The sequence below is a fragment of the Pseudoalteromonas sp. R3 genome (assembly GCF_004014715.1).
In the GTDB taxonomy this organism is placed as follows: domain Bacteria; phylum Pseudomonadota; class Gammaproteobacteria; order Enterobacterales; family Alteromonadaceae; genus Pseudoalteromonas.
This window is the reverse complement of the sequence record NZ_CP034835.1, coordinates 3751457-3774402: the sequence shown is the minus strand read 5'-3', so window position 1 is coordinate 3774402 and position 22946 is coordinate 3751457. Positions and strand designations below refer to the sequence as shown.

Genomic DNA, 22946 nt, shown 5'->3' with positions numbered 1-22946 from the left:
GTTTGTATACTGCTAAGATGCGTCATCTAATCTTCTGGTTAGGTGACCCATTTAACTATGCCATTACAATCAGGTAAGTTGCTGGAATATGCTGAGGGTAACAACTTTGGCAGTGAACGTGTATACGGAAAAAGAGTATTAGCTTGAGTGCCTAATACCGAAAGGATTATAAAAATGAAAAAAATATCCGCTACGGCCTTGTCATTACTATTGACGGGCTGCTTGTTTGACTCTCATTTTGAAACACCCGCAAGTGCCCAAAAGAAACATGGCTCAGGGTTGGTACAATCGTCAGACCTATCTCAAAATGGTGCTTTGTCTGTCATTGCAAGGCAAGATGAAGTTTGCTTATGGAGTAACATCTCAGACAAAAAAGTATTTCCCTGTATCGCGGAAGGTAATATTGAGTTGACCGGTATCGCTGACAACGCCAGTGTATTTTACATATCCAACAGGCTGTCTGTTAGCCTGTTTTCTGCCAAGTCGGGTAAGCTGTTAGGCGCGTGGACTAGCGGTGAAAATATTATCAGAGATATAGCGATATCCAGCGACGGTGAAACGCTACTGTTAGGTTACAGAAGCGGCATAACGGAAGTAATACATGTCAGAAGTAATCGTAGAGCACAACACACATTACACGACTTAGATGTAAACACCGTGGCGCTGTCAGCCGACGGGCGCACTGCGATGACAGGTTCCAGCGATAAATTCGTTAAATTGTGGGATGTACAAACAGGCAAAGAATTGCAGTCTTATAAATTTTCAACCAGAGTCAACCATGTTTCTCTTAACGCAGATGCGACGATGGCGTTCGTACTGGACTCTGTGAATGCTCGTCAATTTATTGATTTAAAATCACAAGAGCTAAGTTCCTCCTTGTCTACATATAGTAACTTCATAGAGTTTAATCAGTCGGCATTTATTAACAATGATCAGTGGTTACTCACTGCCTCGCCAAATCAAAAAGTGCAGATCTGGCGCGTTGCAGATGGGGATTTAATAGCAAAGTTTATGGCGAATAAAGTCGATGGCCGAGATCGCGCATCAGTATTAAGCATCGCGATGGATGAGTCCAGGCAAATAGTCATCAGTGAAACAAATGATGGGGTTGTGGAAACTTGGCCAATCAAACCTCTACTTTAAGCCCATACGAGGGCAAGTTGTATGCCGTTTAAATTGTTCAAAAAGCTGATTTTCTTGTGACTCAATAAAACCGGACGAGCGGGTTTAGATGGCATTACTAGCACTCGAAAAGAAATGTCTGTGACCAGAAAACGTCGTACTTTTATATTGTAATTCAAAATTGGAAGCCGCCGTCTTGCGATGCCTCTTGCCGTATCAGCAGCACCAACAGCCGCTTGACCTGAGGGGATACTTGTCAGCTTGCTAAACATGAACTGTTTCGTTTTCCCTGCCAAATTAAAATAACTGTTGTTTCTAGTAGTGCTTAATTCGATGCATCAGGCAGCGCAATGTCATTGCTGAGTCGTTATGCCTGGCGTTGCAGTCAGAAAGTTTTACGGAAAATGGGGTTTTGCTTTTGATTGCTGGCACAAATGCGGCCTCGGCGTGATTAAAGTGGTGCTCAAAAAAAGCGGCATTTAGTCTGGCTACGTCCAGGATAGCATTGAATTGAGGCGTGTCTTTCAGGCCATTTTCTAGCCAGTTTTTTAGTACCACAATGTCAGAAAAACTGACGTGATTGAGCGATTCAAACAGCGCTAAATAGCCTTTATTATGTACATTGATAAAGATTTCGCTAAAGTATTCTTCGTCTGCCTGCACATACATAAAAGGTTGTGTTACGGTGATATCTTGCCAGCCAAATACAGTGCCATCCATATTAACAATAGCGGTTACTTCGGGGGTTTTTGCAGCGGTATAAAACGCCGCAGCACCGCCGTAAGAATGACCCAGAATACCTACCTGACCATTGAGTGCATTGAACAACGGGCTTTGCGGGTCGTGATCCATGTGTTGTATTTTAGCCAGGACAAAAAGCTGATCTGCAGACCACATGGGTAAATCAATGCCCAGATCGTCTGATGGAAGCTCTATCGTTTTTATCGCTTTTGAATTGGGCGGCTGATAATGATCCGAGCCAAAACTGTGATTGATGGAAGCGACCAGGTATCCCTGGCTGGCGATGTGTGCAGCCATGATGGTAAACAACTCGGGGTTAAGGTAATAACCGTGGGAAAAAATGATCAGGGGTAAAGCGCCATGTGACAGGTGTATTTCACTCTCTGCGGCAATGTTCCATGTCATTGCGCTCAGCGGAGCGATATAGGTCATATCTGCGTCTTCATCATAAATCAGCCTGTGCGAGCGTGAAAACTGATTGCTTAACAGTGGTAATCTCTGGGTGCTGGCGGTTAGCTTGGTGGGATAAAAAAATCGTACACCAAGTTGCCTGGGCGTGTCTGGTTGTGTCCTGTGGCCGGGACGGTTTAAGTCCTCAAAATGCATGTAATGCGTGCCAACAGGGTGCGCCAACGGCAGGATAAGTCTATTTAAAGTATGGTCGATATTGAGCTGTGCAAATAGTGGCTGTGTATTTAGCAGGCAAAACAGACTGAATAGCAGGTAAATCGATAGTCGTGGCATCAATAGATTTTTCTTGTTTTTATCAGGCGTGTATCACTTTAGGTTATAACACTTTCTGTCATATTTCAGCTCCTTATGGCGCCTTCAACTTATGCAAAATCGAACACTGGTCTACCTGCTCGGCGCTGCATGAGGCGAGGGTTTGCAGGGATTGCTCCAGCAGGGCCAGTTCGCGCTGGGCGCGTTGTACCTGGGCGAGTTGTTCGGCGATGATTTTATCGACCACGGCGCAGGAGGCGTTGGGGTCGGCTTGTACTTCGACCAGGCGTTTGATGTCGTCCAGCGGGATATTGAGTTCGCGGCAGCGGCGGATAAAGATCAGGGTATCTACGTCGCCCGGTTGGTAATGGCGATAGCCGTTGCTGGCGCGTTGCGGCGCTTTGAGCAGGCCAACTTGCTCATAATAGCGAATGGTTTTCGCATTTATCTGAGATTTCGTCGCAAGTTCGCTGATTTTCATATTGACCTTCTAGCCGCTGTAACCTTTAGCATCGGCAGTATCATTTATTCCTGTCCTGAGGGTCAAGTAATTCGTTATGTCTGATACGTTGCGTTCTGCCGGTTTGGTTTTGTCTTTAAGTTGTTTATCACTGGGGATGTCGGTGAGTGTGGCGGCGCCGCTGAGTCCGCTGGCCACTGCCGTGAGTGCTGCGCTGGTTGCGCCTGGGCCTGAGCATGAGTCCCATGCTGAAGAGCAGCATGAAGACGGTCATCATGACGCGCACACTGAAGGTGAGCACCATGATGAGCATGGCCATGAAATGGAAAAAATCGTTATCCAGGCAACGCGCTCTGGCAGGATTGCCGATGAGCAGCCGGTGCGGGTGGAGCTAATCAACCGCGAAGAAATCGAAGAAAAGGCGGCGATGCGCCCGGGCAATATTTCTATGCTGGTGGCAGAAACCGGTGGCGTGCGCATGCAAACTACGTCGCCTGCGCTTGGCAGCGCCAATATTCGATTGCAGGGTTTGTATGGTCGTTATACTCAGCTGCTGGCCGATGGTTTGCCGTTGTATGGTAATCAGGCAGCATCGATTGGCCTGTTACAAATTCCACCAACGGATCTGGGCCGGGTTGAGATCATCAAAGGCTCGGCGTCGTCTTTATATGGTGGCTCGGCACTTGGCGGGGTGATCAACCTGATCTCTCGTAAGCCGGGCGACGAGTTCAAGGGCGAGGTGCTGCTGAACCTGACTACACGCGATGGTCAGGATCTGACGTCTTACATCGAAAGCCCGCTGAGTGATGACCTGAAAGGCTCGCTGACGCTGGGTGCCCATCATCAGAAGTCTGAAGACATAGACAACGATGGCTGGTTCGATTTGGCTGGCTATGAGCGTTACACCGCACGGCCGCGTTTATTCTGGGAAGGTGAGCAGGGCGAATCCTTGTACGTGACGGCTGGTGCCATGACTGAACAGCGCACGGGGGGAACCAAAGATGGCTTTACCATGGCGGATGGTAACCCGTATGTGCAAACGCAGGATTCAGAGCGCCTGGACGGTGGGTTTGTGTATAGTCAGCCGATGTCCGACACGCTGACGCTGCATGCGCGCTCATCGGCCATGGTGCAAAACCATGAGCACGGCTTTGGTCTGGTGCTGGAAGAGGACAAGCACGAAAGCTATTTGTTTGAAACCAGTGTCAGTGGGTACAACGACACCACCGACTGGCTACTGGGCGTGGCCTATCAGTCGGATGTGTTTGAGTCCGAGACGTTTCCGAGCTTTGATTATCGTTATGAAGTACCAGGCTTGTTCGCTCAGTTGGATCACACTTTGAGCGATACGCTGACCGCCTCGGTGAGTGCGCGGGTGGATGACCACAATGAATATGGTACTCAGTTCAGTCCTCGGGTCACCTTGTTGTATCGTCCGGGTGAGCTGACGGTACGCGGCTCCTATGCACAGGGCTACTTTGCGCCAACGCCTTTTGTGGAAGACATTGAAGCGGCAGGTTTATCGCGCTTAGCACCCATCGGTGAATTGCAGGCGGAGGAAGCCGAAACCGCCTCGCTGGATTTTACCTACACCTTTGATTCGGTTGAAACCAGCCTGACCCTGTTTGGCTCGAATGTGGATAACGTGACTGAGCTGGAAGTGGTGCCAACATCGGATGGCACGCCGCCGACCCAGGTACGGCTGACCAATGCACTGGGCGAAAGTCAGATCCGAGGCTCAGAAGTGCTGCTGCGTTATTACTGGCGCGACGTGAAACTGACCGCTAGCTATTTATACCTGGATGCAACCCAAAGCGTGGATGGCCAGACGCGCACAGAGATTGCGCTCACGCCTAAACACTCGGCCGGATTTGTGGCCATGTGGGAGCAACACGGTAACTTCCGCGCCGGGTTTGAGGCCTATTACACCGGGCCGCAGCGCCTCAATGCCAATCCGTTTGTGACGGAGTCCGATCCTTACTGGCACCTGGGTCTAATGGGCGAGATCACCACCGGGCGTTACAGCTGGTTTATCAACTTCGAGAACCTACTGGATGTGAAGCAAACCGATGAGCACCCACTGTTGTTGCCACAGCAGGCAGTGAGTGGCCAGTGGACAACGGATATCTGGTCGCGCAACGATGGCTTTATTGTTAATGCGGGTGTGCGTATTAAGTTTGGTCATTAATCCCGATACGCAGCTGTTTGGGGGCGGTGTCTGTTACTGATAAACCAAGTGGGCTTTTTGGTGGATCCCGTGTCAAGCAAGGGATGATGGATAAGGGCACGGGATGACTGATAAGGGCACGGGATGACTGATAAGGGCACGGGATGACTGATAAGGGCACGGGATGACTGATAAGGGCACGGGATGACTGATAAGGGCACGGGGCGACAGATAAGGGCACGGGGTGACGGAGAAGGGGACTCTAGATGACGGGAAGAGGTCATGGAGTGACAAGGCAAGAGAATGGAAGGTTGAGAAAAGCGCGGTTGCTTTTAGTCAATCAGCACCAGCGCTTGTTCAAAACCAATAAACTGCTCCAGTAATAGCCGCTCCTGATGCACGTCGCTGATTTTCCAGGCGGTGGGCTTCAGGGGGCGCAGCGTGTTAAGCAGATTACCGTCTAAGTCGTAGCGGTTCAGTGTCAGGTTTGTCTGGTCCACGCTATAAATATGCTTATCTTTTATGACCATGGCGCGTCCATTCAGGGCGGTAAGCGCTTTGGCATGGGAGGGGTCTTCACCCAGTGTAAAGCGCTTTACTTTGCCTTGAGCGTCACTGTAATACACCTGTTTGCCTACCTGCCATGCACGGTGTACGCCGTTTATCCCCAATTTTGTCAGCTGGTTAACGGCTAAATCATATAGATACAAACCGCCGGGCACGGGGTCGTTGACCAGTACCAGCAAGTGTCCCGGGTTACTCCACGCTTGTACGGAATGAACTGGCAATGTTGTGCTCAGGCTCTGCTGTCGGCCAGATAAGTCTGAGATATAAAGTTTCCCTCCCTGTGCCCAGAGCAATTGTCTTGCATCAGGTGACCACACAAACCCGCGGATTGGATGCGCTACACTGGCATCGCTCAGCGCATTCGCCTGATCGTTCTGCCAAATCCAGAGTTGATCTGTGCCGTTGCGATTGGACACAAAAGCAATGTGCTGACCGTCGGGTGAAAAGTGTGCCTGCCGCTCCTGTGCCTGTGTGCGCGACAGGCTGGTATAGGGCAGGGCACGGGCGTTTAATTCGTGGCTTATGCCTGCCGCTGCGTCGGCTGACGGGGAGTTATTCAGCAACAGGAGCGCAATGTCGATGTCTTTACCACCGTGAATGGCCGCCAGAGTGTGATCAATTGGGTGTTTGTCTGCAAAGAGAAGGTGGCTGGCCGGAGTCGGGACTGGGTTTACCTCACCACTTAGGCTCAGGTTGTAGAGCTGGCCATTGCTGACTGTCAGTAATGTGTTGCCGTCGGGTGTAAACTGGCCCGCCAGATAAGTGCTTGGGTCCATGTGTGGCAGCAGAGTAACTTGATTGCGGTGTAAGACTTGTGCGTCTTTATCCACAATTGTCAGTATGTGATTGAGCTGTTTGTCCTGGCTTAACAGGGCAAAGCGCTGACTGGGCGCATGATAATCAAAGTGGTACAGAAATTCGTTTTTGGCGGAGTATAGCGTCTTGATAGTCTTAGTTAAGTCGTTGTACTGAACCAGCTGGGTTTGACCCGTTTCGCGTTTTAAGAAGGCGTAAACGTGATTGGGCAGTGCTTTGGGCAAATAGGGTTGAGTATGGTTGCACAGATAACGTGACTCAATGGTTTGTGGCTGACCGAGCGCCTGTGCAAAGTCCAGTGATGCCAGTGCCCAGCAGGACTGGGGGTCGTTATCGCGTTCATGGTTGCAATTCGCTTTGGCGGCAAACACCAGCTCGCGGCCGTCGGGGGTAAAATTTGCTGCACCAAATTGTCCGGGTGCGTCACTGAGTTGATGTTCTTTGCCACTGCTGATGTGTCTGGCCCACAGGTGGTTGGTGCAACTGCCGGCATAGCGGTTAAAGATCAGGTAGTCGCCATCGGGGCTAAAAATAACATGCGATTCATGAGCATCGGTGTGGGTCACTGGGGTAAGGCGAGTGTATTCAGGGCGTCGATTATCGGGCCAGAGCAGATACAATAAAGAAAATAGTAAGAGAGTGCTTACTACTAACAATGGTGCTTTAAAATAAGGGTTTTTAGTTGCTCTGGTTGCCGGTTCAACCGAGGGTTCCGGCCAGCGTGCGGGAGCAATCAGGCGATACCCTATTTTTGGGTGAGTAGCGATAATGGTAGGGTTTTTGGCGTCGTCTCCCAGTACTTTACGCAAGATGGCAATACAGCGTTGCAGGGCGTTGGGTACCACTTCTGCACCTTGCCAGACCTGGTTCATTATCTCCTGATGTGTGACGACTTGCTCGCCGTGCTCACGCTGACGTTGTGCCAGTAGCAGCAACACCTGTAACACTTTTGGTTCTACATGAGTTTGCTGGCCATCCAGGATCACCACAGAGCGCGACAAATCAATTTCATAGCTATTAATAAAGAATCGTGTCTGTGTCATTGTAATCTGCTACCGCCTGAATCCGGCATTGAGTGTACGGTGCAACGTCATCACTGTCGAGGCATACAGCAGCAGACGCAGGCGTGTAATTTGTGACATTGTTTTGCAGCGGACAGCTATGTGATGAGGTATACGTCTGAGCAAAGCCTTTTTGCTGTGTCGCCTTATCCTGACCTTTTTATCAGTTATGCCGCCCATTCCGGCCAGCACTCCCTTTGTCAGCTATGCCGCTTCACTCCGGCCAGTGCTCCCCTGTCATCCCGGCCCCCAAGCCGGGAACCATTCGAAACACGGCTCAGCAGCTAAGGAAAGTAACATGAGGCTGCATGTATCTGAGTGAAATAACCTGGCTGTGTCGCCTCTCCCTGACCAGCGCTCCCTTTGTCAGCTATGCCGCTTCATTCCGGCCAGCCCCCTGTCATCCCGGCCCCCGAGCCGGGAACCATCCAAAACACGGCTCAGCAGCTAAGGAGAGTAATATGAGGCTGTATGTATGTGAGTGAACTCACCTTTTGTGTAGCTGGTGAGTAGATCCCGGCTCGGGGGCCGGGATGACGGAGAAAAGGGCCGGGATGACGGAGAAATAGGCAACGAATATAGGAGAAAGGGGCAACGAATATAGGAGAAAGGGGCAACGAATATAGGAGAAAGGGGCAGGGATGACGGAGAAAGAGGCAACGAATAGCGGAGAAAAGGGGCGGGAAGATGGATTTTGGGAAAACGGTGAATAAAAAATATATCCAATAAATTCATTCGTTTATTTTTTCTCACTAAAAACCCAGACGGTAATTTGCAGCCCTCAGTTATTCATCAGCTTTTCATTAGGGTGGCTTTGTGGCCTTGCTTTGGGTATTTACGTTCAATGGCGCCAAGTAATAACAACAGAGCGCTAAGCCTATGTACTATGACAATAACAAATGCTGTACTTATCCTGCCGGACATTTCTTCAAGCACTTTACCAATGTGGCAGCCCGCCTTGAGCCTGGGTTGATATTTTTGGCCGGGCATCCCGTCGTTCTGGTGTTGATTTATGCCATTACTATGATGGGAATATGTCCATTGTCTCATGCGCAATCGCGCCAAGCTCAGATCATTGAACGTTCGGTTCAGGCTTATGGTGGTGAGCACTTGCTTACTATGCCAGGGCTGATAGTCAATGAACGCTTGTCTCATTATTCGCAGTGGCTCAGTGGTGATGCACGTCAGGGTTCCATGGTTACTTACCTGAGTGAACTGCAAAACGACTATCACATCGATTTTGCGGGTAAGCGTAAGGTCTTTAAGCAGGCGAACTCGAGACGGGTGGGCAGTCATGGCAGCGATGCGCCCGAAGTGATCCATCGTCTGTTTATTAGCGACCAGGGTACAGGCGTGGACCATGCACTCCAGCGTTATCAACCCAGTTCGCGGATCACTTTTGATAATACCACTTTGGGGTTTGAAGCCATGCTGGATACCTTGCTCATTCGTAAGCTGGCGCAGCATAAACAAGCCAGCCAGTGGCTGGGAGAGGCATACATTGCAGGTGTGCCCCATGACGTGATCACAGCCCCCCTGGATAATAACCCGGATACAAAACACACGCTTTATCTGAACCAGCAAAGTGGTTTATTAAGCCGCATGATGACTGAGCAGCAAGGCCATAAGCGCTTTTATGATTTTATGGCGCATCGTACTACACAGGCTGTACGCTGGTCGTCTGAGGTGCTGGTCAGCACGGCAAAGGGGCCACAGTATCACAGCAAATCGCGTACTGTTAAGGTGGCGCGACCTGCCGAGCGCGCCTTTCATATTCCAGCCGGTTATCAGCAAGCTCCTGAGATCAAGCCTTTTGATGTCTCCAAACTGACAGTCCGCACACTGGCAGACGGCGTGTACTTTGTAGGGCAAGACTGGGGATATACATTATTTATTGATGCCGGTGAGTATCTGGTGTCGGCGGGGACCTGGCAGATGAACGAGCAGGCCGGTGCTTGGGCAAAAGCACTGGCAGAATTAAGGCAAAGCAAAGCGCTGGATAAACCCGTGAAGTACCATATTGTCACGCATCATCATATCGACCATCTGAGAGGCCTGGCAGACACGGTAGCGGAACACACCACTTTACTGGTGCATCCGGCAGACAAAAGTGCGGTGATCGACGAACTGGGCGCACAGGTTAAGATTGAGTCAATCCCCGCATCTTACACTTTGGCCGGGGGGAAAATTCGCCTGCTGGATGTGCCCAACAGCCATGCTGCGCACAATCTGGTGGTGTATTTGCCAGGCTCGCAAATCCTGCTGACAGAGGATATGTTCGGCAGCAGCTTTGAGGATGCGCTGCACTCGCCTGCTCGCTGGCCGGATCTCGACACCTATTATCGTCTCGACGCTCTGGTGGACAGGCTCACTCAGCAGGGCATAACAGTCGCTCAGTATGTGTCTTCGCATCATGGCCGAGTGCTGACACAGGCCGACATTGACCGAGCCATGGCAATGCCTCGCACAGAGCGGGCAGTGTTATTGAAACGCTTGTTTGGAACACAATAAGAAAAAGCGGCACACTGCACTGCGCAGTTTGCCGCTTGGTTGTGGCTAACGGGCGCGGTTACTCATATCTGAGTATCAGCGAAGGACGGGTGCTAGCCGCTTTAAAGGCCAGGCAAGCGACGGTCAGCCAGGTAATGGCCAGCACACTCAGTGTGGCTGCCGCGTATACCCAGGTCGCTTGCTCAATACGGTCGTTGAAGTTGTTCAGCCAGATGTTCATGAGCCAGTAACTCACAGGGATCGCCAGTAAAGAGCCTGCGCCTACAATGGTGATGAACTCCCTGGATAAAATCGTCACTATGCTGATCCGTGAGGCGCCCAGCACCTTACGTACGGCCACTTCTTTTTGGCGGCGAATGGTGGCGAACGAGGCCAGTCCTAAGATCCCCATACAGGTCAGCACAATAGACAGCGTACTGAATAATAGCACCAGTTGCTGCATTCTGAACTCGTTGATATGGGCACGCTGATAGTCGTCTTCAATCAGACTGATCTCGACCTCTGGCATGGCCAGTTCATTTTGAATGATCTGCTCAGCCTGACGCATCACCTGCGCTTTATTTACCTCCGGGTGCAGTTTCAAGACCAAAGTGCCAATCGCCACGTTGATATCGCCCGCGGTGAGTAAAACCGGCAGTTGCTGCTGACGAGCTGAGCCGATTTTTATGTCTTTTACAATACCAACAACCGTGGCACGAGCATTTCCAGAGTGTGAACTTAGGGTCTGGCCAAGCAACACGCTGGGGTCGTCGTATCCGGCTTGTTTGGCCAGGCTTTGTGATAGCAACACGGAAAATGAGCGAGTGTTGTCAGCGCTGATTTGGATCCAGTCTCCGGCAAACTGAGGAGAAAAATCACGCCCCGCGACCAGCTCCAGACCCAGCGTCTCAACGGCATGGAAGCCGGTGGCTATGGTGGGCTGTGTGCCCTCAAGTCGCTCACCGTTTGGGAACACCAAAAACAGCTCTGAAGTCATATCATTGGTTAGCAAGGTATCAGACTGAGTGACCTGTGCGACCCCCTGTAATGATTTAAGGAGCCGCAATACATGAGGCTCGGCTTGCTGGTAAATGGCTTCTGCGGGTAGGTTTTTGATGATCAGTCGGTCATTCTTGGCATACCCTACGGGCAGATCATTGATCAAGGCCATTTGTTTGTAGACCACAGCCGCCGCCACAATCAGTGCCACAGACAGTGCACCTTGCAGGCCCAGCGTGAGTTTACGTACCCAGATGGCGGTTTTACCTCGCTGCAGATCGCCACTGAGTACGCGTTTGGCACTGAAAGAGGCAATAAACAGTGCCGGATATAAACCAGAGATCACCCCAATCAATACCACCACGGCCATCACTGCAACCAAAAACACCGGTGAGAAGCTTAAAGACAGGCTGCGCTCCAGCAGCTGATTAGCATAGGGGATCATCATTTCCACCAGAGCCAGTGCAACCAGTGCCGCAATCATGACAATAAATAAAGATTCAGTTAAAAACTGGGTGATAAGCTGAGGTTTACTGGCGCCCAGCGCCTTGCGGACACCCACTTCTTTGGCACGTTTCGCAGCACCGGCAATGTTGAGGTTGATAAAGTTCACACTGGCGATGACCAGCAGCAAAACAGTCAGTGCGATACAAACTTGCATCACCAGGCGCGAGCCCCTTGTTTCATTTCAAATGGCCCACTGCTGTTAAAGTGCAGATCCGACAGGCGGCTTAATTCCAGCGCGCGAAGTTTGCGGCGGCCGGTCGATTGCTCACGCATGGTATCTGTCATTTGCTGTGCCAGCAGTGCGGCATCTGCGCCTTCGCTCAGACGCATATACACATAGCCAATGAACGGCATTTTGGTGGCTTTGGGTAAAGCGGTTAAGGTTTCGAACACAAAGTGGGTGTTGTCCGGCAGATTGTCAAATACGGCGGCTATTTCGTATTGGCCTTGTTCGTAAGACAGGGTTTTTCCTACGGCGTTTTCGCTGCCAAACAGGCGAGTTGCCTCGCTGCGACTGATGGCCAGCAGGCCCGGGCGGCTCAAAGCTCGGTTGAGGTCGCCGTGCAGCACCGTCATAGTAATGAAATCAGGCAGATTAGCCGTGGCCAGGTACACTTTGCTCAGGCGCACCTGTTCACCCGCCACACTGACATCCAGTGCCATTGGCTCGGCTGAGTAGGCCAGATTGTCGGTCGAGACCAGCATCATGATATCCTCAACCTGAGCATGGCTTTGCATATTCAGCGCATTCTGTGAATCTGACGCGGCGATCAGTTGCAGACCCCATGCCCGGTAATCGGTATGAACACGGTAAACACGATCGGCGTTGGGATGTTGCTTGTCAAAAGACAGCTCATACGCGGCGAACAAGGCCACCATAATAGCCGCCGCCAGACCGATACTAAAGCCGGCCAGATTAAGGGCAAAATGACGGGGGTCGTTTTGCATGGCCCTGAGTGTGGTTTTAAAATAATTCACTATCATTGCGGGTACTTCCTTCTTATTCTGGGTATCACGAGGCGGGCTCGTTTAAGCCGCTGGCGAAACACTGTTGGCTTTATCCAGCATGATCTGGCCGTCCAGCAGACGCACCAGACGATCGGCATAGGCGCCTTCTTTTTCCGAGTGGGTAACCACAATGACTGTGGTGCCTTCGCGATTTAGCTCGCGTAGCATGGCCATCACTTCTTCACCGTTTCTGGAGTCGAGGTTACCCGTTGGCTCATCTGCCAGGATCAGTTTGGGGTTGATCACCAGGGCTCTGGCAACCGCCACCCGCTGTTGCTGACCGCCCGATAATTGCTGCGGCAGGTGGTCGGCGCGATGGTCAATAGCAACCCGTTTTAAAATTGCCTCAACCCGTTGTTTGCGCTCTGCTTTAGAGATGCTCTGGTACTGCAATGGCAGCTCAACATTTTCGAATACTGTAAGCTCGTCAATCAGGTTAAAGCTCTGAAATACAAAGCCGATGGAGGCTTTGCGCAGTTCAGCGAGGCGTTTTTCACTGTATCCGGCTATATCTGTACCTGCGAATTCAAAGCCGCCGGAGGTGGGCGAGTCGAGCATACCTAAAATAGACAGCAGGGTTGATTTACCGCAGCCCGAGGGGCCCATAATGGCCAGAAAATCGCCTTCATTAACCTGTAGGTTAATCTCGTTCAGCGCGATGGTTTCTACATCTTCGGTACGAAATACGCGGCTTAGGTTGGTCAGTTTAATCATCTTTGCTTCCTCAATTCTGTCGTTCTTGTTCTGTGCTTTGGGGCTAATTCAGTTGTAATGTCTGTGCTTTATCAAAGTGGCCATAACCAGAGGTGATCACTTGATCGCCCGCTGCCAGTCCTTCTAATACTTCAAAGTAATCGCGGTTTTTCTTGCCCAGCACGATATCTTTGCGCACGGCAGTGTCGCCAGAGACCACATAGACCCAGTTGCCGCCGCTGCTGGTATAAAACGCGCCGCGGTTGATCAACAGGGCATTATTTTTGCTGTCTCCCAGCATCAGCGCGACATCCAGGTTCTGACCTCGTTTGATATCTTTCAGTCCGGCGGGTAGTGCCACTTCTACCTGAAATTGCGCGTTAGTAACCCGGCTGTCGATTTTGCTGACTGCTGCGCTGAGCTGCTCAGTTCCCAGCGATACCTGTACCGCCATACCTGTATGGACCTGGTTCAGATAAAACTCGTCCAGCCGGACTGTGAGTTTGTATTCGTTGGGTATATCTATCTGGCCCAGTCGTGCGCCACGCTCCTTGGACTCACCCATTTCAACATCCAGCTCACTCAGATAGCCAGAAACCGGAGCTTTGATCAGCAGGTTATCGAGGTTATGACGGGCAAATTGCAGGTTCTTTTGTAGCATTTCGGCACTGTCCTCGAGCTGAGCAACCTGTACTTCACGAATGGTGTTTTCCTGCTTCTGGCGCTCCTTGGTCAGCTCCTTGCGCGCTTTGTAATAGGCCAGGTCGTCTCTGATTTCATCGAGTGTGTCCTGCGCCAGTACGCCTTTTTTGGTAAGCTGCACAGACTGTTTGTAGCGTCTTTGCAGATGCTTGATCTGGCGCTCAATTTCCAGCAGGTCGCGGCGCAGATTCAGGCGGCTGGTTTCCATGTTCATTTGTGTGTTGCGTAAAAAGTTAAGCTGCTCGGTCACCTGGGCCTCGCGGCTCATCACATCCAGTTGCAGATTGGTGTTACTCAGACGCACCAGCGGCTGACCTTTTTCCACATGCTCCCCTTGTTCAACCAGCCGTTCTTCGACCCGGCCACCGGCGACGGTATCCAGATAGATGGTGGTTTTTGGCACCACCTGGCCACGCAGGCTCAATGCATCAATAAACGGGCCCTGTTTTACTGTGCTGATGGTCAGGCTATCCAGTGGCACGTTCTGGCTGCGTCCATTCGTGCTTTGTTGAGTAAAGGCATACGCCATGGTTGTTGCTAACACAGCTACAACGATGCCTGCTTTAAAATGCTTTTGTAATCCTGAGCGTTCGATTTTTTTATCCATGTGCAACTCCCGTTGTCAAACTGTGTTGAGCCATGTTGTGTTGGCTGATGCTCTAGACAAATCAATCATCATGCCAAGATTTAAAAATTAATAAATACAGTAACTTAGTGTTCTTCTGTGCTGTGGTGTTGGTCGCAGGTGTCCGCTTATAGAACAGTGTGAGCAGGGCAACTGCCCATAAATGGACACATCCTTGCGAAGTAAGCTAAGCTAATACACCCATAAAAAATAAAACAGGGACAGACAGTGAGTGCAAAACAGCCCGGGGCCATTTTAGTGGTTGACGACAATCCGGATATTCTGATTGCAGCGCGGTTGCTGCTAAAACAACACTATCAGGTGGTTAAAACCACCGACAACCCGTTTGATATCGAAGACATAGTCAAAGACCACGGCATTGAAGTGATCCTGCTGGATATGAATTTTAATCGCGATGCCATCAGTGGTCAGGAAGGGTTTTACTGGTTGAAGAAAATCATCAGTCAGGACCCCAGTATGGTGGTGCTGCTGATGACCGCTTATGGCGACATTCAGCTGGCGGTGGATGCCATTAAGGCCGGGGCCGCAGACTTCATTGCCAAACCCTGGCAAAACGAGCAGCTGTTGGGGGCGGTCGCAGCGGCATTTGCCCACGCCAAAGACAAACAGCAGCTTGGTAAGCTGACCCGCCAGGCACAAGGGCTTAATCAGGCTTTGAGTGAGTCATCCACGGGTCCCGCTTTTGACTTTCTGGGCCAGAGTGCGGCCATGCAGCAGGTGTTCGCCACCATAGACAAAGCAGCTCAGTCTGATGCCAATATATTAATCACCGGGGAAAGTGGTACAGGTAAAGAGTTGGCAGCGCATGCCATCCACCGTGCCAGTTTGCGCGCCGCCCAGCCCATGATCAGCCTAGATATGGGGGCGATTTCCGAAAGCCTGTTCGAAAGTGAGCTGTTTGGTCACAAAAAAGGGGCTTTTACCGATGCCAAAACCGATAAGATTGGACGTTTTGAGCTGGCCTGTGGCGGGTCGCTGTTTCTTGATGAACTGGGTAATTTACCATTAAATCATCAGGCAACGCTGCTGGCGGCGCTGCAAAATCGCTGTATTACGCCGGTGGGTGGCACCAAACCGGTTGAGGTGGATATTCGCCTGATCTGTGCAACCAATGACAACCTGCAACAGGCAGTCAATGAAGGGCGTTTCCGACAGGACTTACTATATCGTATTAATACGGTGGAGATCCGTTTGCCCCCATTGCGTGAGCGCAGCGAGGATATTCCTTTGCTGGTGAACTATTATCTGATGCATTTTGCGCAAAGATATAAGCGCTCGCTGGATATTACACCGCAAGATATGGCCGTTTTATGCGCCTACCATTGGCCCGGTAATGTTCGGGAGCTAGCCCATGCCATTGAACGTGCTGTGATTTTATCCGACGGTGATATGCTGGATGTCAGCTCCGTCGTTGGCCCCACTGCGCAGGCTGTTACACCTGAGGGAAATACTGGCGAGGGGATCTCTGCCAGCTACGACACCTTTGATCTGGAAGTGCTGGAGCAAAGAGCTATCCGCGCTGCCCTGAAACACTATCAGGGTAATGTCAGCCATGCCGCCAAAGCGCTGGGGCTGACGCGGGGGGCCATGTACAGGCGACTGGAAAAATATGGGCTGTAGGGAGCGGCTATGTCTTATCTGAAACGTCATCCGCGCTGGTTACTCGCTTTACAGCTGGGTATGTTATGTATGCTGGCCAGTGTTGCAACCGGGCACTATCTTCAGAGCGGGATCAGTGCAACCTGGTTGTTATTGTTACTGATAATTGCGGTATGTGGTGGTGCGGTGTTTTCCTTGTTTGTGCAGCAGCAAAAGCAAAGCACCGCAGTGATCCGGGCATTGGTCAATGGAGACAGTTCTTTACGGCTGAGCCCCAGCCACCCGTTACATCAGGAATATGACGAGATCCGACATACTTTGCAGGCGGCCCGCTTTAAAGCCGAGCAACAGGCGCAGTTTTTTCAGGCTTTATTACTGCATATTGATTTGGCTGTGCTGGTTTGTGACAGTGAAGGTCAGGTGATTGAGTCTAACCCTGCGGTGTCGCGTTTGCTTGGCAAATCGGTTAGCCAGATGAGTGAGCTTGAGCATCTTGGCGAGCTGATCTTGAGCTGTGATACGCATCTTAAAAGCAGTGCGCCCTGGCAGCACGGTGAGCAGCAGGATACCTTGTCAGTACAGATAAGCGTGGCACAGATCCAGGGGCAGATCCGTAAGGTGATCACCCTGACGTCTATTCACAATGCTTTGATCAACAAAGAGCAGCAGGCCTACAAACGCCTGACTCAGGTGTTGACTCATGAAGTCGCGAATTCCATCACGCCTTTATCGTCGATTGCGCAGTCTTGCCGGGGGTTATTGCCGGAGAATTTGTGTTTTGATGATGAAGATGACAAAGACGATCTGCTTTTGGCGCTGGATACGCTGGCTGCACGTACCGAACATCTTGGTGAATTTATTACTCGTTTCAGAGCAATCAGTAGCTTACCGCGGCCCAGTCTGAATGCCACCGCATTGGCACCGATATTAGAGCGGTTAGTGACATTCCATCAGCGCCAGCTGGAGCAAGCAGGGATCCGCTGTGAGCTTGAGGTCTCAACTCATCTGCTGGTGATGCTGGACGCAGGCCAGGTGGAACAGGTGCTGATCAACCTGTTTACCAATGCAATCCAAGCGATTGAGCAAACTCTGGCATTGCAACCACACAGTATTGAAGCGCCGGTTATTGTGCTCACACTGGCGCAAAACGAGGCGCAGCAAGTTTATGTTGAGATCCAGGATAACGGGCCTGGCGTAGAGCCTCACGTCATTGACATGATGTTTGTGCCTTTCTTTACGACCAAACAACAGGGGTCGGGAATCGGTCTCAGTCTGTCGCGGCAGATCATGGTCAGTCATGGCGGCGATCTTATTTATATCCAAAAGCCTCAGGGGGCGTGCTTTCGCTGTGTGTTTGGGTAATACCCATTTTGCTTCTTTCAGCAAATTGGTGTAACCGGTAGAAAAATAACTGACGCCGCTGTTATTTGCTGCGTCAGTGATGCAGAACTAACGTGAACTGGTAGTCCTGAGTTGATTTTATCTTACAAAAAAGCGGTGAGCGGTGCGCTAGACGTCAAGCGCTTTTAGCTGCTCAACCAGTTCCTTCAGCCACTCCACTTGCTGACCCCGTGCGTGTCGTTTTTGGTAAATTATGTCGAAATTTTTAGCCGTACTCTTGGGGTTCCAGTTTTCATAGTCACAACTGATCGCGTCATCCAGGTGCGCTTGCGCCGCACCGGGGTCGCTGCCAATCACGGCCAGTTCTGCCAGGGTCATATGGTCCCAGAAGTCGCCGCTGCCGGATTCAATTTTTCGCTCTACCGCATAACGGACTACAGGTAAAAGCTGGTCTCGACGGGGATCCGGTGGATCCATGGCTTCCATAAGGGTGACAGCATTGACGCCTGGGTAGGCATCTCGCCAGTCACTGTTAAAGCCATCGAGATAACTATTGATGGCTTTCGTTAAAAAGCGTTTTGCCTGAACGTCTTCGCCGGCACTTTGTGCTGCTTGCCAGCGATCTTTGTATACACGCCCGAGAATTCCAAAGGTTTCACTGGATGGCCCGTAGCGTTTTATCACCGCTTTTAACACCCGCTCTGCTTTGTCGCTGTTGCCATCACGGTTCAGGGCAAAGCCGTATTGTTCTTGCACCATCACTGTTTGTGCCAGCAGCTCTGGCAGATGTTCAATCAGATTTATCATGCAATCCCAGGCTTCTACAGCCCGGTAAGATAACATCAGATCAATCAGTACACCAGGCTCGACCTCGGCCAGATTAGAAAATGTGTGTTGCAATTGCTTAAGCTGCTCTGTGGCCTGTGCTTTGTTACTCAGAGCGCGGGCTTGTGCAAATTGCTCTTTAAGTGATTCACTGTAGCGGGCCTGCTCACGAAAAACGTCTGTTTTACGATGCTGAATATCCGGGTAATCCTGTAGCAGTTGAAACAGCGGACTGTCTTTCACATCTTCGTTCGCCTGCGCCCGGCAGTGTTGCAATTGCTGGGTGAGTGCTGCTTTGTTTCGTGCCGGATTAAGCGGCTTGCCATGGCTATCGAGCTGGTAGGGTAATGCGCGTAAGCTGTTTACATCAAACGGTAAATTGGCACAACTGGTGTCGTCTGATTTTTGCGCAAATAACAAGGTGGTACTGGCACGGCGATGCGCATGGCGGATCCCCAGCTCGTAAAACACATTGGCATTGGCCGTCGTCAGATCGGCCACCGCATAGTCACACAATAGCAGGCGCTCATACATGGCCTTATCTATTACCCCACCGTATTTCTCTTCATCCGCGCGGATCGGCTGCATGCCCGCATCCTCAATGGCTGGCTTGATAAGTTGTTGGTATACCGCGTCAAAATCTACCCAGGTACCTTGCTGGGTCGATTTGATGCCAAATGGCATGAGTACAAAACACAGTGCGTTCGACATAAAGTGCTGTCCTTTTTAAACGGTTAATGTGGTGCGTTTGGCCTGCTTATTTGTTGTTATTGGGGATATTTTTAATGACTTCAAGCAGGGCCTGATTATTGCCAGCTTCTTCCCAGAAATAAACTGGGTGGTCAGTTTGTTGAGTGAAGCCAAGGTGATACCAACACTCATATTGTTCTTGTGTGAATAACTCGTGAGTGATCTCTTCGAGTAATCGTGTGGATTGCTCTTTGATTAGGGAGGGTATGTTCATTGTGTACTATCCTTGTCACTTGGCTTGTTGCGACCCTTACGTAAAAATACTCTATCAAATACCAGTAAATGAGGAGTTGCTATCGATATCCCGACAAGGGCGCCTACGAATCCGGCCAGGAGCGCTTTGTTTATTCGAATAAGGCTGCCCAGGCGCTGAGTCAACCTTAGCCATCTGATCGCACCTGCTATTATTGCGATGGGTAAGATGCTCACTAAGAGTTGCAAGATGAATGGCCAGCCAGGTTGCCATTCTTTCACCCAGTTGAACAGGGTAGGAAAGCTTAGTAATGCTATACACACTACAAATACGAATACGAACATGTACTTTAAGGGCTTGCTCAGATACCAGGCTTTAAAAAGAGTTTGCTGCCAACCTTCAGTTGTTTGAGTAACGTGGGCTCTGGTTCAGATTGGACCATATCTTTGGCAATATAGCTGGCCTTGAAGCGCCAGTTGTTGGGGTTATCTGTGGGGGTTGTGGATTGCTTAAAATGCGCTCGGGTCATGCAATATCCACTGTACATCAGGGCAAAGGCTTCATTGTCGCTAAATGAATCCAGATCGGTTCTCAAACTGGCAATGGCCTGCTGGTAGTCCCTGTTAATGCCATACTCAGTCGTCGGGGTCGGTGTTTGTACTGGTTTGGAATCGTCGGCCTTAATCCAGTCTTTATCTGTGCTACACAGGTCTTGTTTCAGGTGGATATACATCAGGCTATTGAGTTGTCCCGATTGAGTACGGGCTTTTAATTCTCTGTGTTGGGCGGATCTTAGCCGGGCCTGAAGGATTTCACTGGTGCGCATGGTTGTAGCAAAGCGCCCCTGTGAGGGTTGCGCATGTGCTTCCAGCTGGCCGCTAGCATCACTGGTGAGTATGCTGTCACAGTCTTGTTCGAGCAGGCTGGCGGTTCCCTGATTGTCAAACACGCCGCCGTCTACCAGTGTAACCTGCTCTCCCTCGTACAAAGTTTGTAGTTGCAAAGGTGGAAAGAGTCCAGGCACACAGGAAGACGCAGCCACCGCATCGCCTATAGTCACCCGCTGATTGGGATTGGCCGTATCATAATACATGCGTCTTAAACGATAGTTGGTATCGTGCCTTTGGTCTATTACCTCAGGCGGCTCTCCCATCCAGGTAGCGGTAAACTGCCAGTTATGACCTGTATTAACCGTTGTGGCATTGATCACCAGTACCGGTACCTTGGCACTGCGCTGCCAGTTGCCTTGCTGTGGGTGAAAGTCCATGTCCTGTTGCTTCTCAGCAATGCATGGATAAATAGGCAGTTGATCCATATAGGTCGGCAGAGTTTGGTTATTTGCCAATTTGCTATACAGCTCCTGAACATAAAGCTCGCCGATGCGTTTGGTGAGAGAGTAAGTGCCTTTGAATGCCATTTTGAGTAACGACAACGGGTTCCTTAGCGCCCGGGTGCGAATATTACGCTGCACGCCGCGAAGAAAGTCAGTTTCTAACTGTCTTACCAGCTCAATATAGTCCTGCTGGCTGATCTGCTTATCCGGTTTGCTTTCAAGCAATGCCTTGAGCGCCAGATAATAATGCATACCTATGATTGAGCCCCCCGATACACAGGAGATGACTTCGATATGGCGAAGCTGATCTTGTTCAGCCAGTGCGGCCAGCACACCTATATGATAAAGAGATGCTCTAAATCCGCCGCCGGACAGGGCCAGGCCGGTTTTCCCTTGCATAATAGCAGTCACTTGCGGCATAGGCTCAGTAGGAGCATCTGCTGTGACTGGATTAAAAAATAATGCAATCAGATTTAGCTCATGTTGGGAAAGGTCATGAATTTGCTGCTCTGATTGCGCCACAGTGCGGTTTTGCTGTCTGATTATTTTGCCATTTTTACGCAGGTGGAGAAGCCTGGCAAATTGCTTAGCCGCGGATTCCCTTTGCCAACTTTGCATCTCTTCCAGGTTGATGGCTTTTTGCAATTGGGTATAGGCTTTGTCATAGTCTCCCAACCCCAGGTAGGCCTCGGCCAGGGTCACCAAAAACCACCAGTTTTGGGATTGCTCATTATAATCTATGACCGGATAGTCTTGCACTTGCTTACCATCGACCAGGTGGGCAATGATCTCCTTGCGTACTTGAGTTGCCATATCGCTGTCAGAAGCGTGCCGAACGTCCGTCGCAATGGGGCTTTGCGCTATCAATGCCAGTTGGTCCAATACATACGCCAAGTTAATTGCACAATAACCTTTATCCGACCAGCCTTTGGCTGCGCTAAGAAGGTAGCCTCGCTGGTAATAGGCGCGGGCATGTGCTAGCTGGCTTACATCATTGTCTCGTTCAAATATCCGTTTGTGAATGGCGCCGGCAATGCCTAATGTTTCACTGTTATCGCTGCTGTAAGGGGGGTCTATTTCATTCAGTAAATCCCGAGCTTGTTCAAGGCGGATAGAGCGGTTGAGCGTTTTATCTTTATAGGTGGCGATAACCTGTTTCTGGCCCAGCGTAAGTTGTTGCTCTGGCGTGAAAGGGTGTGGTTCAGTCAGGGCATATGAGAGTAGCAGGCGTGCCTGATCAAACAGGTGCTTGTCAGTTAGTTTTTCGTGTAGCCGTTTCAGCGGTTCAAAGCCCGGGAGCTTAGCCTGGCCTTTAAGTATCAGGTCAACGTCTTGTTTCAGCGCAGCGATCTGAGAGTGGGAATCAGGCATTGGTTATTCCTTTTAGTTTTTAAGCCATTGCGACTCATAAACTATACCATACGCGTTGCTTTTAGGGATAAAGCAGCTGCGTTCGCTTTTGAGGATGATAGATGAAAAGCCAGATTATTCTGGCTTTTATTCAGCGGCCTTGATGGGGCATTGCGGTTGGTTTTGATTAAGTGTACACGTACCGCGTTGCCTTTTCGGGCTGTTACGCTGGGCAAAGTACAGTACACTTAATGCAGGTCTGGGCTGAAACTAGTCACCCGGGCAATTGTTGTTACGGATACACTCTTTGTCCATATCGTCTACCCAGACGGTTTTCAATTCACAATTCGCCGGGTCGTCTACCCATTTCACTTCGGTGTAACTGAGATCGGTGATACCAGTCAGCGATAAGTACCCGGAGTAACTCACCCCTCGCTCGTAGTGGTTTCCAATGAAAGTTTGACTGCTACAGTTTCTGCCATTGACGTATTGTCCAATACTGGTATGAATTGAGTCCGAGTGGTTAACCGTGCTGAACAAGGTGCCGCTGTATGTGCATTGATAGGCGATATGGTTAACGGTGACTTTTTTCTTGGGACATACCAGGATCTCAGTCCAGTAGGCACTGGCGGGGGCTGAGTAGGCCAGAACACTGGCAAGAGCAATACTAAGTGCTTTAAGTGATTTCATATGATGTTCCTTCCTATTGTTACTGTAAGGGTGATGTCTCAGCCGATTTATGGTTTTGGATATGTTCGGCGATGACAGGGTCAATATAGCAATGGGAAGTCAGGGAGTGGCCTACCCGCCCGGGGAGGTCGTTTGCGCAGTGGAATAATGGTGTAAAGGCAGA

General features: G+C 50.5%; 16 protein-coding genes. 5 read left to right on the top strand and 11 right to left on the bottom strand.

From position 1 onward, the window contains the following. Positions 1-174 precede the first annotated feature (174 nt). Positions 175-1143: a hypothetical protein gene (locus ELR70_RS21610; RefSeq protein WP_054016035.1), complete on the top strand. Its 969-nt coding sequence runs from the start codon at positions 175-177 to the stop codon at positions 1141-1143. Positions 1144-1437: 294 nt separating this feature from the next. Here the strand turns inward: ELR70_RS21610 and ELR70_RS21605 are convergent, their stop codons facing one another. Further along, entirely contained in the window at positions 1438-2607 is a 1170-nt protein-coding gene (locus ELR70_RS21605) for a hypothetical protein (protein WP_054016033.1), read from the bottom strand. A 73-nt stretch (positions 2608-2680) separates the two neighbouring features. Further along, on the bottom strand, positions 2681-3067 hold the full coding sequence (locus ELR70_RS21600; protein WP_054016032.1) for a MerR family transcriptional regulator: 387 nt from the start codon (positions 3065-3067) through the stop codon (positions 2681-2683). 76 nt (positions 3068-3143) lie between these two features. Between ELR70_RS21600 and ELR70_RS21595 the strand changes: the two genes are divergently transcribed. Then, the gene (locus ELR70_RS21595; protein WP_054016031.1) at positions 3144-5234 is read left to right on the top strand and encodes a TonB-dependent receptor; all 2091 of its coding nucleotides are present in this window, start codon (positions 3144-3146) and stop codon (positions 5232-5234) included. A gap of 311 nt (positions 5235-5545) precedes the next feature. Here ELR70_RS21595 and ELR70_RS21590 read toward each other — a convergent pair whose 3' ends face one another. Further along, positions 5546-7639 carry a winged helix-turn-helix domain-containing protein gene (locus ELR70_RS21590; protein ID WP_054016030.1) on the bottom strand — a complete coding sequence of 698 codons (2094 nt, stop codon included), beginning with the start codon at positions 7637-7639 and terminating at the stop codon, positions 5546-5548. Positions 7640-8536: 897 nt separating this feature from the next. On the opposite strand from ELR70_RS21590, the gene ELR70_RS21585 reads away from it, so the two are divergent. Then, entirely contained in the window at positions 8537-10168 is a 1632-nt protein-coding gene (locus ELR70_RS21585) for an MBL fold metallo-hydrolase (protein WP_054016029.1), read from the top strand. Positions 10169-10226: 58 nt separating this feature from the next. Here ELR70_RS21585 and ELR70_RS21580 read toward each other — a convergent pair whose 3' ends face one another. The 4 genes from ELR70_RS21580 to ELR70_RS21570 are packed head-to-tail and all read right to left on the bottom strand — an operon-like array spanning position 10227 to position 14663. Continuing rightward, entirely contained in the window at positions 10227-11807 is a 1581-nt protein-coding gene (locus tag ELR70_RS21580; RefSeq protein ID WP_241566393.1) for an FtsX-like permease family protein, read from the bottom strand. Further along, complete coding sequence (locus ELR70_RS25585) at positions 11807-12637, bottom strand: ABC transporter permease (protein ID WP_241566345.1); 831 nt, start codon at positions 12635-12637, stop codon at positions 11807-11809. Before ELR70_RS25585 ends, ELR70_RS21580 begins: the two co-directional genes overlap by 1 nt. A 45-nt stretch (positions 12638-12682) precedes the next feature. After that, the gene (locus tag ELR70_RS21575; protein ID WP_054016027.1) at positions 12683-13375 is read right to left on the bottom strand and encodes an ABC transporter ATP-binding protein; all 693 of its coding nucleotides are present in this window, start codon (positions 13373-13375) and stop codon (positions 12683-12685) included. 43 nt (positions 13376-13418) lie between these two features. Continuing rightward, complete coding sequence (locus tag ELR70_RS21570) at positions 13419-14663, bottom strand: efflux RND transporter periplasmic adaptor subunit (protein ID WP_054016026.1); 1245 nt, start codon at positions 14661-14663, stop codon at positions 13419-13421. A 246-nt stretch (positions 14664-14909) separates the two neighbouring features. Here ELR70_RS21570 and ELR70_RS21565 point away from each other — a divergent pair, with 246 nt between their 5' ends. After that, positions 14910-16322, top strand: coding sequence for a sigma-54 dependent transcriptional regulator (locus ELR70_RS21565; protein WP_054016025.1), 1413 nt, complete (start codon positions 14910-14912; stop codon positions 16320-16322). A gap of 9 nt (positions 16323-16331) precedes the next feature. Beyond that, positions 16332-17663, top strand: coding sequence for an ATP-binding protein (locus ELR70_RS21560; protein ID WP_054016024.1), 1332 nt, complete (start codon positions 16332-16334; stop codon positions 17661-17663). Positions 17664-17810: 147 nt separating this feature from the next. On the opposite strand, the gene ELR70_RS21555 is transcribed toward ELR70_RS21560, so the two are convergent. From ELR70_RS21555 to ELR70_RS21540, 4 genes are all read right to left on the bottom strand, one after another. Continuing rightward, positions 17811-19178, bottom strand: coding sequence for a TRAFs-binding domain-containing protein (locus ELR70_RS21555; protein WP_054016023.1), 1368 nt, complete (start codon positions 19176-19178; stop codon positions 17811-17813). A gap of 46 nt (positions 19179-19224) precedes the next feature. After that, entirely contained in the window at positions 19225-19431 is a 207-nt protein-coding gene (locus tag ELR70_RS21550; protein WP_054016022.1) for a hypothetical protein, read from the bottom strand. A 340-nt stretch (positions 19432-19771) separates the two neighbouring features. After that, complete coding sequence (locus ELR70_RS21545; protein ID WP_128064710.1) at positions 19772-22114, bottom strand: patatin-like phospholipase family protein; 2343 nt, start codon at positions 22112-22114, stop codon at positions 19772-19774. Positions 22115-22363: 249 nt separating this feature from the next. Continuing rightward, the gene (locus tag ELR70_RS21540) at positions 22364-22783 is read right to left on the bottom strand and encodes a hypothetical protein (protein WP_054016020.1); all 420 of its coding nucleotides are present in this window, start codon (positions 22781-22783) and stop codon (positions 22364-22366) included. Between the last annotated feature and the right edge of the window lie 163 nt (positions 22784-22946).

Excerpts from the sequence above, each read along its gene's own strand:
- ELR70_RS21610 (WP_054016035.1), top strand. The coding sequence starts at position 175 with ATGAAAAAAATATCCGCTACGGCCTTGTCATTACTATTGACGGGCTGC.
- ELR70_RS21605 (WP_054016033.1), bottom strand. The coding sequence starts at position 2,607 with ATGCCACGACTATCGATTTACCTGCTATTCAGTCTGTTTTGCCTGCTA.
- ELR70_RS21600 (WP_054016032.1), bottom strand. The coding sequence starts at position 3,067 with ATGAAAATCAGCGAACTTGCGACGAAATCTCAGATAAATGCGAAAACC.
- ELR70_RS21595 (WP_054016031.1), top strand. The coding sequence starts at position 3,144 with ATGTCTGATACGTTGCGTTCTGCCGGTTTGGTTTTGTCTTTAAGTTGT.
- ELR70_RS21590 (WP_054016030.1), bottom strand. The coding sequence starts at position 7,639 with ATGACACAGACACGATTCTTTATTAATAGCTATGAAATTGATTTGTCG.
- ELR70_RS21585 (WP_054016029.1), top strand. The coding sequence starts at position 8,537 with ATGTACTATGACAATAACAAATGCTGTACTTATCCTGCCGGACATTTC.
- ELR70_RS21580 (WP_241566393.1), bottom strand. The coding sequence starts at position 11,807 with ATGCAAGTTTGTATCGCACTGACTGTTTTGCTGCTGGTCATCGCCAGT.
- ELR70_RS25585 (WP_241566345.1), bottom strand. The coding sequence starts at position 12,637 with ATGATAGTGAATTATTTTAAAACCACACTCAGGGCCATGCAAAACGAC.
- ELR70_RS21575 (WP_054016027.1), bottom strand. The coding sequence starts at position 13,375 with ATGATTAAACTGACCAACCTAAGCCGCGTATTTCGTACCGAAGATGTA.
- ELR70_RS21570 (WP_054016026.1), bottom strand. The coding sequence starts at position 14,663 with ATGGATAAAAAAATCGAACGCTCAGGATTACAAAAGCATTTTAAAGCA.
- ELR70_RS21560 (WP_054016024.1), top strand. The coding sequence starts at position 16,332 with ATGTCTTATCTGAAACGTCATCCGCGCTGGTTACTCGCTTTACAGCTG.
- ELR70_RS21555 (WP_054016023.1), bottom strand. The coding sequence starts at position 19,178 with ATGTCGAACGCACTGTGTTTTGTACTCATGCCATTTGGCATCAAATCG.
- ELR70_RS21550 (WP_054016022.1), bottom strand. The coding sequence starts at position 19,431 with ATGAACATACCCTCCCTAATCAAAGAGCAATCCACACGATTACTCGAA.
- ELR70_RS21545 (WP_128064710.1), bottom strand. The coding sequence starts at position 22,114 with ATGCCTGATTCCCACTCTCAGATCGCTGCGCTGAAACAAGACGTTGAC.
- ELR70_RS21540 (WP_054016020.1), bottom strand. The coding sequence starts at position 22,783 with ATGAAATCACTTAAAGCACTTAGTATTGCTCTTGCCAGTGTTCTGGCC.